The organism is Pelomonas baiyunensis, assembly GCF_043555935.1.
GTDB lineage: Bacteria > Pseudomonadota > Gammaproteobacteria > Burkholderiales > Burkholderiaceae_C > Pelomonas > Pelomonas baiyunensis.
Genome location: NZ_JBIGIB010000001.1, coordinates 1046613 through 1063174, shown reverse-complemented (window position 1 = coordinate 1063174; position 16562 = coordinate 1046613). Strand labels below are relative to the sequence as shown.

Below are 16562 nucleotides of genomic sequence, written 5' to 3'. Positions count from 1 at the left end.
TTAACACAGCGTTCCCACGCTGCCGGAGGTCTCCCTAGCTCTTGTCGGTGAATGGATTCTTGGACGAACGCAGCTCAATTTTGAGCGGCGTGCCGACCAGCTTGTAGTGCGCGCGGATCCGGCCTTCGAGGTAGCGCTTGTAAACCTCGGTCACGCCCTCCAGCGCATTGCCGTGGATGACGACGATGGGCGGGTTTTGTCCGCCCTGGTGGGCATAGCGCAACTTGGGGCGAGACACACCCGCACGCTTGGGCTGCTGGTGCTCCACGGCTTCCTGGATCAGGCGCGTGAGCACCGGCGTGGTCATCTTGCGATAGGCCGACGCGTACGCATCGGCCATGGCGTTCCACAACGCCGCCAGGCCCTGCCGCTTGAGCGCGGAAATCTGGTGCAGCGGTGCGAACTTCAGGAAGGCGAGGCGTTGCTCGATCTGCCGCTTGAGCGTTTCACGCTGGTAGCTGTCGACGGCATCCCACTTGTTGACGGCCAGCACTACGGCACGACCGCTATCGAGGATGTAGCCGGCAATGTGGGCGTCTTGGTCGGTCACGCCTTGCGTGGCGTCCAGCAGCAACAGCACCACGTGCGCATCGGCGATGGCCTGCAGCGTCTTGACCACCGAGAACTTCTCAATGGCCTCAAACACCCGGCCCTTGCGGCGCAGCCCGGCGGTATCGATGAGCTTGAACTTCTGGCCGTTGCGCTCGAAGTCCACCGCGATCGCGTCACGGGTGGTGCCGGGCATGTCGAACGCGACCAGGCGCTCCTCGCCCAGCCAGGTGTTGATCAGCGTGCTCTTGCCCACGTTGGGGCGGCCGGCCACGGCCAGGCGGATGACGCCTTCGTCCGGCGCGTTGTCGTCTCGCTCCGTGGCGTCGAAGGGCTCCAGCACGGCGTCCAGCAGGCTGCGGATGCCCTGGCCGTGCGCCGATGAAATCGGGTGCGGCTCCCCCATGCCCAGCTCATGGAACTCAGCCAGCAGGGGGGACTCAACCATGCCCTCGGCCTTGTTCACGGCCAAGTGGACACGTTTGTTGACGCTGCGCAGGTAGCGGGCGATGTCGCTGTCGTGGGCCGACAAGCCCAGGCGAACGTCCACGACAAAGATGACGGCATCCGCCTCAGCAACGGCCTGCTTCGTCTGCTTGGCCATCTCCTTGACGATGCCGGTGCTGCTGTCCGGCTCAAAGCCCCCGGTGTCGATCACGATGAACTCGCGATCGCCGAGACGGCCATCGCCGTAGTGGCGATCGCGGGTCAGGCCCGCGAAGTCAGCCACGATGGCATCGCGCGTTTTGGTCAGCCGATTGAACAGCGTCGACTTGCCCACATTGGGGCGGCCGACAAGGGCGATGACGGGCTTCATGCTCAGGCCTTATTCCGCCTTGACCGCAAACAGGCCACCGCTCTTGGTGGCCACCAACGCGGTGTCACGCAGCAGGGTCACGGCGATGACGGCGGAGCCATCGGTGGCCACGCGGGCGCGGGTCTTGCCCGTGTCACGATCGATGGCGTGGACGTAGCCCTCGAAGTCGCCGACCAGCACTTGCTTGTTCAGCACGACCGGCTCGGCCAGCTTGCGGCGCTGGAATTGGTCGGCCGACCAGGCCAGGTCGCCGTTGGCCAGCTTCCAGGCGGACAGGCGGTCCGACGCATCACCTGCCACCACGACGCTGTCATCCGCGCCGATGCCATTCACACCGCCCACCACACGGTTCCAGACCGCGCTGCCGCGTTCGACGTTCACACAACCCACGGACGATTGGAACGCGCGGGCGCAGACCAGGTCGCCCTGGCGCACGGCCGGCCCCACCAGGTCGGCCAGGCGCTCCACTTCGTTCGTGCCGCGCGGGGTGGCCACGCTGGCCTCCCAACGCAGTTGACCCTTCAGCGGATCAACACCCGCCAAGCGGGCGCCCTGCCCGACGATGAGCGTGTCCTTGTGCGCCAGCAGCACGCCTGCCTTGGCCAGCGTGAGCGGATCGCCGGGCCGCTTCATTTCCCAGATCTTGCGGCCGTCGAGTGCGTCGAAGGCGAGCACCTGGCGATCCAGCGTGAGGGCAAACACGCGCTCACCGGCCACCAGAGGGGCTGCCACCACCGGCGTCGGCAAGGCCTTCTTCCAGGCGACGCGGCCGGCGTCCAGCACGACCAGCTCGTTGTCGCGGTTCACCACCGCGGCGAACCGGCCGTCACTGCCCACGCCAGCCGACAGCTTGGCGCCCACGCTCCCTTGCCACAGCACGCGTCCATCGGCGGCCGCCAAGGCGCGCACCACGCCGTCGGTGCTGGCCACCACGAACCGGTCGCCCGGCGTGGCCACACTCAGCGGAAAGCCGATGCTGTCGCCCCGCGTGGACCAGACCACGCGCACCGTCGACGCGCCAGTCAGGGTCTCCAGCGCAGCGGGCTTGTTCTTGTCATCGCCGAACCATTGGTTCCAGGTGGACGAGATCGTGGAACAGCCCGACAGCGACGCTGCGAGCAAGCCAATCAGAACGACGCGCTTCATTGCGGCGCCCCTGCGGCTTCCACCACGGTCGGCACACCCAACGTGGCCAGCTTGGCCTCGACGATGCGGCGGTAGTCTTGCGTCTTGTCGAGGGCAGACAGCGCCTTTTGATACTCCGCCTTGGCGGCATCGCGCTTGTTCTGCAGCAGCAAGAGGTCGCCACGACGATCGGCCACCAGCCCGGCGAACTCGGTCGACTTGATGGCGTCCAGCGTCTTGCCGGCCTCGTCAAACGCCTTGGCATCCAGTTGCAAGCCAGCCAGACGCAGGCGGGCCACATCGCGGTAGGGCCCGGCGTCCACGCCGTGCTCCGCCACCCACGTCAGGCTTTGGCGCGCGTCGTCCGCCTTGTCCTTGTCCAGTTGCAGCTTGGCCACTTGCAGGCCCGCCTGCGTGGCATAGGCCGTGCCCGGGAAGCGGCTGCGCAGGTCACCGGCGGCACCGGCAGCCTTGTCGAGGTCTTGCGACGTCAGGGCGCGGTCGAACTCGTCATACATCGCGGCCGCCTGGGCGGCCTGGTCGCGCTGGTACCAATTCCAGCCCTGCCAAGCGGCGAAAGCCGCCAGCGCAGCGGTGATCACCCAAGTGATCAGATTGCCCCAGCGCTTCCAGAACGCTTTGAGTTGTTCGAGTTGTTCTTGTTCTTCGAGGTCGAGATGGGCTGCCATGGGAGGAACTTGTCGAGAAAGGGGCTCGGGAGGCCCGGGATTATGCGGGGAGGAGGTCGGCGACCCAGGAGGTCACATCGCCCAGGGCGCGGCACACCTGCTCGGTGCTCTCGCCTTCACGGGCGCGCAGCGGCTTCACCGCCACTTCACCCCGGGCGAGTTCGTCACCGCCAAACACCAGCGCGAAACGGGCGCCAGACTGATCGGCCTTCTTGAATTGCGACTTGAACGAGCCGCCACCGGCATGCATCTGCACCGCCACGCCCGCCGCCCGCAAGGCTTCAAGCGTCGGCAGGATGCGGGGCAAATCCGTCGGCTCTGGCACCACGGCGTACACATCGGGCGACGCGGCTGGCGCTTGCAGACCCAGCGTTTCCAGCAGCAGCAGCAGTCGCTCCAGCCCCATGCCAAACCCGACCGCGGGCGCGGCTTTGCCGCCCAGTTGTTCGATCAGGCCGTCGTACCGGCCGCCAGCGCACACCGTGCCCTGAGCGCCGAGCTTGTCGGTCACCCACTCGAAGACGGTGAGGTTGTAGTAGTCCAGCCCGCGCACCAAACGCGGGTTGATGCGGTAGGCAAGGCCGACCGCGTCCAGCAGCGCACGCACGCCGTTGAAGTGGGCGAGCGACGCTTCGCCCAGGAAGTCCAACAGCTTGGGCGCGCCCTCTGCCATGGCTTGCATCGCCGGGTTCTTGGTGTCCAGCACCCGCAGCGGGTTGCTGTACATGCGGCGTTGCGCCTCTTCGTCCAGCACGTCCTTGTGCTGCTCCAGATAGGCAATCAGCGCGGCACGGTGGGCGGCGCGCTCGTCCGGCTGGCCCAGGCAGTTGATTTCCAGCGAGACGTCTTCGCCTTCCTTCAGGCCCAGCTCACGCCACAGCGTGCGCGCCAGCAGAATGACCTCGGCGTCCACATCCGGGCCCGAAAAACCCAGCGCCTCGATGCCCATCTGGTGAAACTGGCGATAGCGACCCTTTTGCGGCTTCTCGCGGCGGAACATCGGGCCGATGTAGTACAGACGCCGCGCGCTGTCGCGCAGGTAGCTGTGCTCAATCATCGCGCGCACGACGCCAGCCGTGCCTTCCGGGCGCAGCGCCAGGTGCTCGGCCTGGCCGTGCTTGTCGGCACGGTCTTCGAAGGCGTACATCTCCTTCTCGACGATGTCCGTCACCTCGCCGATGCCGCGCACGAACAGCGCGGTCGGCTCGACGATGGGCACGCGCACATTGCTGTAGCCATAGCGCGCCAGCACGCTGCGCATCTTGGCCTCCAGCCATTCCCAGCGCGCCGATTCCGGCGGCAGGATGTCGTTCATGCCCTTCACAGCCTGCAAGGGCTGCACTTTCTTGGTCTCGCTCATGGAATCCGTGTTCAGGCCGAAGCCGTGGCGCCGAAGCGCTTCTCGATGTAGTTCTCGACCAGGGCGTGGAACTCCTGGGCGATGTTGTCGCCGCGCAGGGTCACAGCCTTTTCGCCGTCGATGAAAACCGGGGCGGCCGGCGCCTCGCCGGTGCCCGGCAGGCTGATGCCGATGTCGGCATGCTTGCTCTCGCCCGGGCCGTTGACGATGCAGCCCATGACGGCCACCTTCATTTCCTCGACGCCCGGGTACTTGTTGCGCCACACCGGCATCTGCAGACGCAGGAAATCGTCGATCTGCTTGGCCAGCTCCTGGAACGTGGTGCTGGTGGTGCGACCGCAACCGGGGCAGGCCGTGACGCTGGGGTTGAAGTGCCGCAAGCCCAGCGCTTGAAGAATCTCCAGCGCCACGACGACTTCCTGGGTGCGCGACTCGCCCGGTTGCGGCGTGAGGCTGACGCGGATGGTGTCGCCGATGCCTTCCTGCGCCAGGATGCCCAGCGCCACCGACGAGGCCACCGTGCCCTTGGTGCCCATGCCGGCTTCGGTCAGGCCCAGGTGCAGCGCGTAATCGCAGCGGCGGGCCAGTTCGCGGTAAACCGAGATCAAATCCTGCACACCGCTGACCTTGCAGCTGATGATGATGTTGTCGGGGTTCATGCCCAACTCGCGGGCATACGCGGCCGAGGTCAGCGCCGATTCGACCAACGCCTGGTACATGACCGGCTTGGCGCCCCACGGCGTCGCGCGGCGGGCGTTCTCGTCCATGAACTGCGCAAGCAGTTCCTGGTCCAGGCTGCCCCAGTTCACGCCGATGCGCACGACCTTGTCGTACTTCATGGCGGCTTCGATCATCTGCGCGAACTGCTTGTCCTTCTTCTCGCCCTTGCCCACGTTGCCGGGGTTGATGCGGTACTTGGACAGCGCCTGCGCCATGGCCGGATAGTCCGTCAGCAGGCGGTGGCCGTTGTAGTGAAAGTCGCCCACCAGCGGCACGTCGATGCCCATGCGGTCCAGCTGCTCGCGGATGTAGGGCACCTGCTCGGCCGCTTCCGGCGTGTTGACCGTGATGCGCACCATCTCCGAGCCGGCGATGGCCAGCTCCTTGACCTGGATGGCGGTGCCGATGGCGTCCACCGTGTCGGTGTTGGTCATGGACTGCACGCGCACGGGCGCGTCGCCGCCCACGGTCACCACGCGCGAACCCCACACCACCCGAGCCTGGCGGCTGCGCCGCGCGGCCGGCTGGGCCTCGGGAATGATCATGTCGCTCATCAATTCAACTCCAGGCGCGCGACGTTGTTCGACGCACGCGACGTCAAGTCGACCGCCTGCCCGCGCCACTCCACCTGGGTGCCGCGCACGTTACCGACCTTCAAGCGAAACGGACCGGTGCCGTCGAAGCTGGGCTGCTCGCCCGCGCGCACCAGGCGCGACAACAGCACACGGCCTTGGGCGTCCACAAGCTCGATCCAGCTGTCGCTGTGCACGGTGATGCGCACCGCGGACGCGGCGGCACCCGCGGGCACCGAGGCCACACCGTCTGGTGCAGCAACAGGCCGCACTTGCAGGGGGGCCGAAGCAACGACATTCGAACCCGGCAACGCGGCCGCTGGGGCCGATGCGACCTCACCGCGCGGCGTGGCCGCAGACGACGCCGCCGACGCAGCGGCTACCGGCGGTTGAGTCATCGCCAGGACGGCGGACGCTGCCGGCGCGGCGATGAAATCCACCCCCGGCGCACTCGCGGACGCATCCGCCGGCCCGGAAGCCGGCGCCGTCGCGGGCTCACCGCGCTCCGGCAACCAGCCCGCCGGAAGCCAATACACGAACGCCGCAGCCGCCAAGAGCAACGCCGGCCCCCACACGACCGGCCGGACGATTTGGGCCAGCCAACCGGATTCGATGGGGCCGCCCGCACGCTCACGGAAGGGCTGGTTCAAACCCGGGCGCACATCGAACTCGCGCTCGTGCGTGCGCGGCAGCAAGGCCAGCACGGGGGCGGAATCCACTTTCAGAGCGCGGCACATCGCCGTGGCCAGTGCGCGCGCGAAGGTCGCGTCCGGCAGCAGGTCGAACCGGTCGGCTTCCAACGCCTCCAACTTCGCTTGCGGCACCTTCAGCGTCACCGCCAGGGCCGCGATGTGCAAGCCCCGTTGCTGGCGCGCCTGCCGCAGCCACGCACCGGCGGTGGTCGGATCCACCTTTCGTCCCTCGGAGTTCGGTTCCATGTTCTTGTCGTTGTGATGATCACCAGCCACGCGGGCTTACTCGTCGAAACGCCCGGCGTCCAGGGACTGGGTTTCAGGCGACTGCGGATGCTTGCGGCGCAGTTGCAGCGACAAATCGTCCACCGCATTGCGGTTGTCCAGTCGCCGCTCGATGCGCAACTGAAGCCACAGGCTCTGCGCATTGGCCTGCTCCGGCAGCGCATTGACGCGCTTCACGTAGAAGCGCGCACGCTCCAGTTCGCCATTGCGGAACAGCACTTCAGACAGGTTCACGGCAATGGCCGGGCTGCCCGGGTCCAGCTCGAAGGCACGCGACAAGGTCTTCTCGGCCACCAACAAGCGGCCCGCACGCGCCTCGCACACGCCCTTGGCGAGGAAGGTCCGCGCAGGCGCCCGGTAGGTCGACTGGCTGAGCGCCTGGTCGAACAAGGAGTCGGCCGTGGCCCAGCGTTGCTGCTGGCACATGAACCAGCCGTAGTTGTGCAGGGTGTCCGGATCGTTCGGATACACCGCAAGCGCTCGGCGGAAGGCCTCCTCGGCCAAGCCGTTGTCGCCCATCGCCGCGTAAATCAGACCGCGCAGGTTGACGGCCTCACGCATGTCCGGCTTGACCATCAAGGCCTGCTTCAATTCGTCCAGCGCGGTGGTGTACTGGCCGCGCGAGAAGTAGCCCTGCGCCAGCTCGAGCCGGATGCCCGCCCGGCGATCAGCATCGGTCTGGTCAGAGTCGGTCTTGATTTCACGATTGGCTGCGGGGGCCGTTGTGCCCGCACAGCCCGCCAACATCCAGGCGGCCATGGCGGCGGCGAGCACGGTCAACAGTCGCTTCATCGAATTCTCGGGAGATGACATCACCCGGATTTAGCCACCGACACGGGGGCCCTGACCATGCGGATATGCGCGCGGGTGCGGTCTTGCACCTCCCCGGCCAGCTGGCCGCAGGCGGCGTCGATGTCATCACCGCGCGTCTTGCGCACGGTGGTGACGATGCCGGCTTGAATCAGCACCTCGGCGAAAGCCTGCACGCGGGCATTCGTGCTACGCACCAAACCCGATGCCGGGAACGGGTTGAACGGGATGAGATTGATCTTGCAGCTGACGCGCTGTTTGAGCAGCTTCACCAGCTCGCGCGCCTGCTCGGGCGAATCGTTCACCTCTTGCAGCATGCAGTACTCGAAGGTGATGAAGTCGCGCGGCGCTTTTTCCAGGTAGCGGTTGCACGCGTCCAGCAGCTCGGCGATCGGGTACTTCTTGTTCAGCGGCACGAGCTGGTCGCGCAGCGAATCGGTCGGTGCGTGCAGACTGACGGCCAGGGCCACGGGGCAGTCCTCACGAAGGCGGTCGATCATGGGCACGACGCCCGACGTGGACACGGTGACTCGCCGACGGCTGAGGCCGTAGCCATGGTCGTCCAGCATGGTCTTGAGGGCCGGCACGAGCTGGTCGTAGTTCTGCAGCGGCTCGCCCATGCCCATCATCACCACGTTGGAGATGACGCGTTCGCTGATGCCTTGGCGCTGTCGCAGGTTGTGCTCGGCGAACCACAACTGCGCCGTGATCTCGGCGGTGGTCAGATTGCGACTGAAGCCCTGATGGCCTGTCGAGCAGAAACGGCATCCCACGGCGCAGCCCGCCTGGCTGGAAATGCACAAGGTGCCCCGGTCGTCCTCGGGGATGAAAACCGCCTCGACGGCATTGCCTGCGCCGACGTCGAACAGCCACTTGATGGTGCCGTCCGCCGACACATGCTCTGAAATCACCGGCAGCGCGGTGATGTGAGCACGCCCCTTGAGCTTGTCGCGAAGGGACTTGGCGAGGTCGGACATGGCTTCAAAGTCCGACGCGCCTTTTTGGTGGATCCAGCGGAACAGCTGGGTCGCACGAAATTTCTTTTCGCCCAGTTGCTCGCAGTAGGCGGCCAAGCCTGACAGATCGAATCCGAGAAGGTTGACCGCTTCCATGCGAGCCTCTGAAACGGGGGCATGCCCCCTTGGAAATTACCGGCCGGCGTAAACGTTCATGCCGGGGAAGAAGAACGCCACTTCCACAGCAGCGGTCTCAGCAGCGTCAGAGCCGTGCACGGCGTTGGCGTCGATGCTGTCGGCGAAGTCGGCGCGGATGGTGCCCTTCTCAGCCTTCTTCGGGTCGGTGGCGCCCATCAGGTCGCGGTTCTTCAGGATGGCGCCTTCGCCTTGCAGGGCCTGGATCATCACCGGGCCGCTGATCATGAAGTTGACCAGGTCGTTGAAGAACGGGCGGGCCTTGTGCACAGCGTAGAACTGCTCAGCCTCGACGCGCGACAGGTGCACCATCTTGGCAGCCACGACCTTCAGGCCAGCAGCTTCGAAGCGGGCGTAGATCTGGCCGATGACGTTCTTCGCCACGGCATCGGGCTTGATGATGGACAGGGTGGTTTCGATCGCCATGAGATTCTCCAGATGGGGCGTGTTAGACAAAGCCTGCGATTGTAGCCGCTAGGGATGACCCTATTGCGTCAGCGCGCGGGGCGGCACGCCACCCCGCGCACGATCGATCAACGCTGACGGCCGCCGAAGCCACCGCCAGAGCGACCACCGCCACCGCCGCCCTTGCCACCGCGGCCACCGCCGCCACCGCCACCGCGGCGCAGGTAAGCATCGGCGCCGATGTAGCCCACCGAGGTCTGCATCGGGTCCGGCTCACGCGGACCGCCCTTGTTGCCGCCCTTGCCTGGGCGACGGTTGTCTTGTTGCGCACTGCCGCCCGCACCGAAGCCTTGCGGAAGTCCGCGGCGTCCGCCCGTCGCATGGCGGCGGTCGAAGGTTTGCTCCAGCGGGTTGATGTGGTGCGGGATGAAGTCGTCGTCTTCGTCCTCGTCGTCGCGGCGGTGCACGCGCTCTTCGCGCGGCGGCCGCGCTTGCGGCGCCTCCGGCGGGCGGCTGGGGCGGGGGCCTACGCCGCTGTGGCGCCCGTCCGAGCGGCGCTTGTTGCGGTCGTTCTTGTCGGCCTGGCCGCCACGGGCAGCGCCCGGCGCCGATGCACCGCTCGTGACCCCAGGCACGTGCCCCGCAAGGCGGCGAATCACGCGCACATCGTCGTCGCCCAGTTCCACCCACACGCCGCGCTTCAAGCCACGCGGCAGCACCACGGTGCCATAGCGGATGCGGATCAGGCGGCTGACCACCATGCCCACGGCTTCGAACAGCTTGCGCACTTCGCGGTTGCGACCTTCGGTGATGACCACTCGGTACCACCGGTTGGCACCCTCGCCGCCGCCGTCTTCAACGCTCTTGAACGAGGCCACCTGGCCATCGACGTTCACGCCTTCGAGCAGACGGGCGCGCTGCTCGTCGGTGAGCGAGCCCAGCACGCGCGCCGCGTACTCCCGCTCCACCCCGAAACGCGGGTGCATCAGCTGGTTGGCCAATTCGCCGGAATTGGTGAACAGCAGCAAGCCCTCGGTGTTGATATCCAGCCGGCCGACCGACTGCCATTTCTGGCCCGGCACGCGCGGCAGACTGCGGAACACGGTGGGGCGGCCTTCCGGGTCATTGAAGGTGGACACCTCGCCCGTGGGCTTGTGGTACGCCAGGATGCGCGGCGTGGGCGGCGAGATGCGCACGCGCACGGGCTTGCCGTTGACGCGCACCTGGTCGCCAAACGAGATGCGCTGACCCACGTGGGCCACCTCACCGTTCACTTCAATCTTGCCCTCGGCAATCCAGTCCTCGATGTCACGGCGCGAACCAATGCCAGCCTGGGCCAGCACCTTTTGCAGCTTCGGCGCATCGGCATCCGGGGCCAGCACGCGCTTGCCGTCGCCATCCACACCCTCGGCGTCGGCGGCCGCCTCGTCCGGCTCGGGGCGCAGCTGCGGCATTTCACCAACCGGCCCTTCCGACTCGGCGTCCAGGTTGCCAGACAGCACATCGGCGAAACGGGCACCGGCCGCCTCGACAAGCTCCGGCGCAACCACGACGCCTGCCACCTCGCCGCCAGCCCCGGCTTGACGCTCTGCGCGATCCTTGCGGTTGCGGCGGCGGTTGCGGCCCCTGCCGCCGCGTTCGCCATCCTCGCCTGCGTCCTCCATGCCGCCTTCGCTCGTCTCGGCGCCCTCACCCGCCGACTCCGACCGCGCAACCACCGCGGGCTCAGCACGCGGCTGCTCCGAGACCGCAACGGGCGCGGACACCGCTGCATCGCTCACCACCGCCTCCGCAGGCTCGGCGGCCGCCTTGCGCGGGGCGCGCTTGCGGGCGGGAGCCGGGGCGTCGCCCTCGGCCGGCGCTGCCGCAGCGGCCTCATCACCGGCGGCTGCAACGGGCTCCGGCTTGCGACGGGTTCGCTTGGCCGGAACCGCCGCCACGTCGACGGCTGCGGCCTCACCGGCCGACTCGGCAGCCTTAGGCGCCGCACGGCGGCGCTTGGGCGCTGCGGGCGCTTCAGCGTCGGTCACAGCGGGTTGGGGAATGTCTTGATCAGCGGCGTCGTTCATGCGGATTCAGGAGGAGTTGCGGGAGGCAGGTCGGGGGAAAGGGGGGATTCGGTCAATTCAGTGGGCGGCAAGGCCGGAGTGCCATCGGCACCAAACAAACTTTGCGAGGGCGCCGGCCATGCAGGAGTCGCGTCCGATGGCATCGCGCTCTCAGGGTCAGCGGCCTCAGCGGGGCCGCCATCCACGGGAAGTTCATCGACGACAGCCTGCACATCCGCGTCAGCGGCGTGAGCAGGCTCAGGCGCAACCACCGACTCGGCGCTTGGCTCGGGGCCAAACGGCGAGGCTGGCGCGTCTGTCGCGAGCAGGTCAGCCTGCACAGCGGCCGGCTCGCCAGGCGCCGGTGCGTCGGGCTCGTCCTCGAGCAACTGACCCTGGAGTGCCTCGAAGGCCGGCGTCGGCGCGCTCGCCTCCAGGGCCGGCAGCTGCTCGAGGCTGGCCAGCCCGAGGTCGTCCAGGAACGCCTTGGTGGTGGCGTACAGCGCCGGGCGCCCCGGGGTCTCGCGGTGGCCGATGGCTTCGATCCAGCCGCGATCTTCCAGCTGCTTGATGATCTGACTGGCCACCACCACGCCGCGGATGTCTTCAATGTCGCCGCGGGTCACCGGCTGACGGTAGGCAATGATGGCCAGCGTTTCCATCACGGCGCGGGAATAGCGCGGCGGCTTCTCGGGGTGAAGCCGGTCGAGGTACTCCCGAAGCTCCGGGCGGCTCTGAAAGCGCCACCCCGAGGCCAAGGCCACCAACTCCACGCCGCGACCGTCCCAATCACGGGACAGATCGTCCAACAAGGTGCGCAAGGTGTCGGCACCCAGTTCGTCAGCGAACAGGCTGCGCATCTCGCGAAGCGTCAGCGGCTGCGAGGCACAGATCAGCGCGGTCTCAAGGACGCGCTTGGCATCCTGGGTGTTCATGAACGCAAAGGCGCCCTCAATCAAGCCATCACTGGCATTCCGCTTCGCCTGGGTCGCTCACTGCAACCTTCAGGCCTCTTTCACGGGGTTCTTCCGACCGCCACCGGGGGACTCATCAGTCAATCCGCGGGGCGTGTTCGGGGCGGTGGGCCGGCGGGCGGGTCAACTGCTCTCCGCGCGGTTCGCGCCACCTGGGCGCGTCGGCTGCCACAACAACCGGGGCACATTGTAGCCGGTCAGTCCGGCAGCACTTCGGCGCCCACCTGCGACCACGCCGCGGCCAGGTCCGCCGGCAGCGGCGACGTGAACCGCAACGCCGTGGACAAGACCGGGTGTTCAAAGCCCAGGCGCGCCGCGTGCAGCGCTTGCCGTTCCAGCCCGAGGGCCGGGACTCCGCCGTACAAAGCGTCAGCCACCAGGGGGTGACCGCTGTGCATCAAGTGCACGCGAATCTGGTGCGTGCGCCCGGTGTGCAACACGCAATGCACCGCGCTCACCGGGCGGCCTTTCACCTCGCCCACACCGAGCGGATAGACATCCGTACGGGCGGGCTTGCCCAGGTTGGCCGGCGCAATCGCCATCTTGACGCGCGACAGCGGATCGCGCCGCATGGCTTGGTCCACTGTGAACTCCGTCTCCACACGACCCCAGGCGAGCGCAAGGTATTCACGGTGCACCTCGCGCGCGGCGATCTGTCGGGTCAACGCGGTCACGGCCTCCAGCGTCTTGCCCACGACCATCAGGCCGCTGGTGTCCTTGTCCAGCCGATGCACGATGCCGGCGCGTGGCAGCCCCGCCGCCGCCGGGTGGTGCGCCAACAAGCCATTCATCAGCGTGCCCGACCAGTTGCCGGGCGCTGGGTGCACCACCAGACCCGCAGGCTTGTTGACCACCAACAGGTGCTCGTCTTCGTGGACGATATCCAACGCCATGGACTCCGCTCGGAATGCTCGGCTTTCGTCGGTGGGTTGCAGTTCCACTTCCACCTGCTGGCCGGCGCGCAACTTGTGCGCGGCTTTACCAACGGGCTGGCCATCCAGGCGCACACAACCGCGCTCGATGAGCGACTGCAAGTGGTTGCGCGAGAACTCGGGAGCCAGTCGGGTCAGCCAACGGTCCAGGCGCTCCCCGTGGCCGTCCGCCTCCACCCCCGCCGAGCGGCGCTCGACTTCGCTGCCGTCGTCGACGTCAGCTTCGGGGTCACCCCCCACCCTATACTCCGCGTCCATTGTTCCCCGTGACCGGCCGGCGCCTTCGCCGTCGATTTCAGACATGTGTGTTGAGAATTTCAAGGCCGGCCGCGTCGTCGCTGGCGCTGTGTTGGTGGCGTTTGCGCTGGGCTTGAGCGGCTGTGGCTCCTCACCCAAGGAAGACCCCAACTCGCAAGCGGCGCTCGACAAATTGTATGCAGACGTCAAGGACGACCTGAGCTCGGGCAGCTACGACCGCGCGATCAAGTCGCTCGAGAAGATCGAAGGCCGCGCAGCGGGCACCACCATGGGCCAGCAAGCCACGCTGGATCTGGCCTGGGCCAACTACCGCAGCGGCGAACGCGCCCAAGCCATCGCCACGCTGGACCGCTTCATCAAGCTCAACCCGTCCAGTCCCGCCATGGACTACGCCCTGTACATGAAGGGCATCGTGAACTTCAACGAAGACCTGGGTCTGTTCGGCCGCCTGGCCAACCAGGACGTCTCCGAGCGTGACCAGCAGGCCTCGCGTGAAGCGCTGCTGGCGTTCCGCCAGCTGGTGGAGCAATTCCCGGACTCGAAGTATTCGGCCGAGGCCACGACCCGGATCAACTTCATCACCAACACGCTGGCCGCGTACGAAATCCACGTGGCGCGTTACTACTTCAACCGCAAGGCCTACGTGGCCGCGGCGAACCGCGCCCAGTCGGCGGTGGCCGAGTTCCAGTACGCTCCGGGCATCGAAGAAGCGCTGTTCATCATGGGCGAGAGCTACGACAAGCTGGGCCTGACGCAGCTGCGCGACGACGCCCGCCGCGTGCTCGACAAGAACTTCCCGAACAGCCTCTACGCCTCGGGCAACGCGGGCAAGCGCAAGCCCTGGTGGCAGTTCTGGTGACGGGTCGCGGCGGGTAAGCACACCCGCAACACGCAAGAGATTCCAACGGGCCGTTCAGGCCCGTTGTTCATTGAGTTGCTGCAACCAGGCCAGGGCTTCGGCCTCGTTGGCCACGGGCGTCATGGGCGGCAGTGCGGCGCGCAGGCGCCGGCCGTAATTCATGCCGGCCATGCGCGGGTCGCACACCACCAGCAAGCCGCGGTCGGTTTCCGTCCGGATCAACCGGCCACCGCCCTGCTTCAGCGCGATGGCGGCTTCGGCCACAAAGTATTCAGCAAAGGCATTGCGGCCCGCCGCCTCCAGGCGCTGCACGCGCGCCTCCACAAGCGGGTCGTTGGGCGGCGGGAACGGCAGCTTGTCGATGACCACGCACTGCAGGGCGTCACCGGGCACGTCGATGCCCTCCCAGAAGCTTGCCGACCCGACCAGCACCGCCAAGGGGTTCTCCAAAAACTTCTGCAGCAGCATGCGTTTGGGCAAGGCCCCCTGCTGCAGCACGGCGATCGCGTCGCCCGACTCCTCGAACCGTTCACGCAGCGCATCGGCCACGGTCTGGAGGTTTCTCAGCGTGGTGGTCAGCACGAAGGTGCGCCCACCCAGGGTGCGCGCCAGCCGCGACGCCAACAACCCCACGCTGGCGGCGTGGTGCGGCTCGCTCGGCTTGGGAAAGCCCCGCGGCACGTACAGCCGGGCATGGGCGGGGTAGTCGAACGGGCTGCCAACCCGCAGCACCTCGGCGTCCTCCAGCCCGGCGGGCTCGGTGAACCAGGTGAGCCGCTCGTCGTCGCCCAGCGTGGCCGAGGTGAAGACCCACGCCTTGGGTGGCCCCTCCAGTTGCTGCTGCATCGCCTGGCGGATGTCCAGCGGCGACTCCACCAGCCGCGCCGCGTGCGGACTCAGGTCAATCCAGCGCACATCGCCCGGGTCGGCCTCCGTCGCAAAGCGCTGGGCCAGATCGCGCAGCGCCTGCGCTCGCTCGCACAGACGCGCGAAATCGGGGGCCGACTCGCGCACCGCCGTCAGGGCTTCCAACGCTGCCGCCGTGGTGGCCTGCACGCCGTCCAGCGCCGCGCCGAACGCAGGCGAGGCCGCGCGCTCCTTCCACGCGAGCTTCAGGGTGCCGCGCAGCTCGCGCCCAGCCGTGGCCAGCGCGCCTGCCGCAGCCAGTCGCAGCTCGCGTGCGGCCTTCTCCACGCTCGCGTGCAAGGCCTGCCAGTCGTGCACGCCGCGCGCGTGCGCCAGCCCTTGGGCCAGCAGGTCGCGGGCGAAATCGATCAGCGCGGCCGTGCCCAGCACCGTGCCCAGGAACTGCACGCCCGCCTCGGCCAGTTGGTGCGCCTCGTCAAAGATGGCGACGTCGACGCTGGGCAACAGTTCCGCAACGCCGGTGTCCCGCAGCGACATGTCAGCGAAAAAGAGGTGGTGGTTCACCACCACCACGTCCGCCTCCATGGCTTCGCGGCGCGCCTTGACGACGTAGCAGGCCTTCCAGTCCGGGCACTCCTGCCCCAGGCAGTTCTCGCGGCTGGAACTGACGATGGGGATGATGGGCGAGCGCTCGTCCAGGCCGTCGATTTCGGCGAAGTCCCCGGTGTGCGTGCCCAAGGCCCAGCGCTCGATGCGCGCGAGCGACAGCGCCGTGCGCCGGTCCGGGAACTCGCCGGACACGCGCGCCTCCTTCATGCGGTGCAGGCACAGGTAACTGCTGCGGCCTTTGAGCAGTGCCAGCCGGGCCGGCATGTTCAAGGCCTGCACCAGCCGCGGCAGGTCGCGCAGGAACAGCTGGTCTTGCAGGCTCTTGGTGGCCGTGCTGATCAAGGCCCGGCTTCCCGCAAGCAGGGCCGGCACGAGGTATGCGAAGGTCTTGCCCACACCGGTGCCCGCCTCCACCACCAGCGCCTGCCGGCGGCTCAGCGCCCGGGCGACGGCGCGGGTCATCTGCAATTGCGGCTCGCGGGGCTTGTAGCCCGCATCCAGCCGGGCCAGCGGGCCCGAGGCGTCGAACGCGGCCTCCACGGCCTGCACCAGCTCGTCCGGGTCGGGCCCGGCCGCCGGCGTGGCCTCGTCCAGCGCGTCCAGCCAGTCGTCCAACTCAGGCGAGGTCATCCGGCTCCACGCTGGCCTCCAGCCGCGCAATCATGTCGCGCAGGGTGAGGCGACGCTTCTTCAGGCGCTGCAGGGCCAGCTCGTCCAACGGCGCCTGCTCGGCCATGCGGTCGATCAGGGCGTCCAAGTCGGCGTGCTCCATGCGCAGCTCGATCAGCCGCCGCGTCAGCGAGTGAAGTTCTTCATCCATCCGGGGTTTACCAGTGCGCG

At 67.6% G+C, this 16562-nt stretch carries 15 protein-coding genes; 1 reads left to right on the top strand and 14 read right to left on the bottom strand.

The genetic code is table 11. The features are described from left to right. Window positions 1-34: 34 nt before the first annotated feature. The 12 genes from der to ACG01O_RS04700 form a co-directional block, all read right to left on the bottom strand. Entirely contained in the window at window positions 35-1366 is a 1332-nt protein-coding gene (gene der / locus ACG01O_RS04755) for a ribosome biogenesis GTPase Der (RefSeq protein ID WP_394381851.1), read from the bottom strand. A 9-nt stretch (window positions 1367-1375) separates the two neighbouring features. Next, window positions 1376-2512 carry an outer membrane protein assembly factor BamB gene (gene bamB / locus ACG01O_RS04750; RefSeq protein WP_394381849.1) on the bottom strand — a complete coding sequence of 379 codons (1137 nt, stop codon included), beginning with the start codon at window positions 2510-2512 and terminating at the stop codon, window positions 1376-1378. Next, on the bottom strand, window positions 2509-3180 hold the full coding sequence (locus ACG01O_RS04745) for a YfgM family protein (RefSeq protein WP_394381847.1): 672 nt from the start codon (window positions 3178-3180) through the stop codon (window positions 2509-2511). The genes bamB and ACG01O_RS04745 overlap by 4 nt, the downstream gene beginning before the upstream one ends. A gap of 40 nt (window positions 3181-3220) precedes the next feature. Then, a complete protein-coding gene (gene hisS / locus ACG01O_RS04740; RefSeq protein WP_394381845.1) occupies window positions 3221-4540 on the bottom strand; it encodes a histidine--tRNA ligase in 1320 nt (439 codons plus the stop codon). Window positions 4541-4551: 11 nt separating this feature from the next. After that, the gene (ispG, locus tag ACG01O_RS04735) at window positions 4552-5814 is read right to left on the bottom strand and encodes a flavodoxin-dependent (E)-4-hydroxy-3-methylbut-2-enyl-diphosphate synthase (RefSeq protein ID WP_394381843.1); all 1263 of its coding nucleotides are present in this window, start codon (window positions 5812-5814) and stop codon (window positions 4552-4554) included. Next, window positions 5814-6743, bottom strand: coding sequence for a RodZ domain-containing protein (locus ACG01O_RS04730; protein WP_394381841.1), 930 nt, complete (start codon window positions 6741-6743; stop codon window positions 5814-5816). Before ACG01O_RS04730 ends, ispG begins: the two co-directional genes overlap by 1 nt. A 63-nt stretch (window positions 6744-6806) precedes the next feature. Beyond that, window positions 6807-7601: a type IV pilus biogenesis/stability protein PilW gene (pilW, locus tag ACG01O_RS04725; RefSeq protein ID WP_394381839.1), complete on the bottom strand. Its 795-nt coding sequence runs from the start codon at window positions 7599-7601 to the stop codon at window positions 6807-6809. Between the two features lie 20 nt (window positions 7602-7621). Further along, window positions 7622-8731, bottom strand: a complete 1110-nt coding sequence (rlmN, locus tag ACG01O_RS04720) for a dual-specificity RNA methyltransferase RlmN (protein WP_394381837.1) — start codon at window positions 8729-8731, stop codon at window positions 7622-7624. A gap of 36 nt (window positions 8732-8767) precedes the next feature. Beyond that, a complete protein-coding gene (ndk, locus tag ACG01O_RS04715) occupies window positions 8768-9196 on the bottom strand; it encodes a nucleoside-diphosphate kinase (protein WP_057297017.1) in 429 nt (142 codons plus the stop codon). Window positions 9197-9303: 107 nt separating this feature from the next. After that, window positions 9304-11244 carry a pseudouridine synthase gene (locus ACG01O_RS04710; protein WP_394381834.1) on the bottom strand — a complete coding sequence of 647 codons (1941 nt, stop codon included), beginning with the start codon at window positions 11242-11244 and terminating at the stop codon, window positions 9304-9306. Continuing rightward, window positions 11241-12158 (bottom strand): SMC-Scp complex subunit ScpB, encoded by a 918-nt coding sequence (scpB, locus tag ACG01O_RS04705; protein ID WP_394381832.1) that lies wholly within the window; start codon window positions 12156-12158, stop codon window positions 11241-11243. The genes ACG01O_RS04710 and scpB overlap by 4 nt, the downstream gene beginning before the upstream one ends. Before the next feature lie 236 nt (window positions 12159-12394). Then, entirely contained in the window at window positions 12395-13387 is a 993-nt protein-coding gene (locus tag ACG01O_RS04700; protein ID WP_394382517.1) for an RluA family pseudouridine synthase, read from the bottom strand. A 43-nt stretch (window positions 13388-13430) separates the two neighbouring features. On the opposite strand from ACG01O_RS04700, the gene ACG01O_RS04695 reads away from it, so the two are divergent. Next, window positions 13431-14246, top strand: a complete 816-nt coding sequence (locus ACG01O_RS04695; RefSeq protein WP_394381830.1) for an outer membrane protein assembly factor BamD — start codon at window positions 13431-13433, stop codon at window positions 14244-14246. Window positions 14247-14300: 54 nt separating this feature from the next. Here ACG01O_RS04695 and ACG01O_RS04690 read toward each other — a convergent pair whose 3' ends face one another. Together ACG01O_RS04690 and ACG01O_RS04685 are read right to left on the bottom strand one after the other, a co-directional pair. Then, a complete protein-coding gene (locus ACG01O_RS04690; protein ID WP_394381828.1) occupies window positions 14301-16352 on the bottom strand; it encodes a DNA repair helicase YoaA in 2052 nt (683 codons plus the stop codon). After that, a complete protein-coding gene (locus ACG01O_RS04685) occupies window positions 16339-16542 on the bottom strand; it encodes a YdcH family protein (RefSeq protein WP_394381826.1) in 204 nt (67 codons plus the stop codon). The genes ACG01O_RS04690 and ACG01O_RS04685 overlap by 14 nt, the downstream gene beginning before the upstream one ends. Window positions 16543-16562: the final 20 nt, after the last annotated feature.

Excerpts from the sequence above, each read along its gene's own strand:
- ACG01O_RS04700 (WP_394382517.1), bottom strand. The coding sequence starts at position 13,387 with ATGGACGCGGAGTATAGGGTGGGGGGTGACCCCGAAGCTGACGTCGAC.
- bamB (WP_394381849.1), bottom strand. The coding sequence starts at position 2,512 with ATGAAGCGCGTCGTTCTGATTGGCTTGCTCGCAGCGTCGCTGTCGGGC.
- ndk (WP_057297017.1), bottom strand. The coding sequence starts at position 9,196 with ATGGCGATCGAAACCACCCTGTCCATCATCAAGCCCGATGCCGTGGCG.
- rlmN (WP_394381837.1), bottom strand. The coding sequence starts at position 8,731 with ATGGAAGCGGTCAACCTTCTCGGATTCGATCTGTCAGGCTTGGCCGCC.
- ACG01O_RS04695 (WP_394381830.1), top strand. The coding sequence starts at position 13,431 with ATGTGTGTTGAGAATTTCAAGGCCGGCCGCGTCGTCGCTGGCGCTGTG.
- ACG01O_RS04690 (WP_394381828.1), bottom strand. The coding sequence starts at position 16,352 with ATGACCTCGCCTGAGTTGGACGACTGGCTGGACGCGCTGGACGAGGCC.
- der (WP_394381851.1), bottom strand. The coding sequence starts at position 1,366 with ATGAAGCCCGTCATCGCCCTTGTCGGCCGCCCCAATGTGGGCAAGTCG.
- ACG01O_RS04710 (WP_394381834.1), bottom strand. The coding sequence starts at position 11,244 with ATGAACGACGCCGCTGATCAAGACATTCCCCAACCCGCTGTGACCGAC.
- hisS (WP_394381845.1), bottom strand. The coding sequence starts at position 4,540 with ATGAGCGAGACCAAGAAAGTGCAGCCCTTGCAGGCTGTGAAGGGCATG.
- ACG01O_RS04745 (WP_394381847.1), bottom strand. The coding sequence starts at position 3,180 with ATGGCAGCCCATCTCGACCTCGAAGAACAAGAACAACTCGAACAACTC.
- scpB (WP_394381832.1), bottom strand. The coding sequence starts at position 12,158 with ATGAACACCCAGGATGCCAAGCGCGTCCTTGAGACCGCGCTGATCTGT.
- ACG01O_RS04685 (WP_394381826.1), bottom strand. The coding sequence starts at position 16,542 with ATGGATGAAGAACTTCACTCGCTGACGCGGCGGCTGATCGAGCTGCGC.
- pilW (WP_394381839.1), bottom strand. The coding sequence starts at position 7,601 with ATGAAGCGACTGTTGACCGTGCTCGCCGCCGCCATGGCCGCCTGGATG.
- ispG (WP_394381843.1), bottom strand. The coding sequence starts at position 5,814 with ATGAGCGACATGATCATTCCCGAGGCCCAGCCGGCCGCGCGGCGCAGC.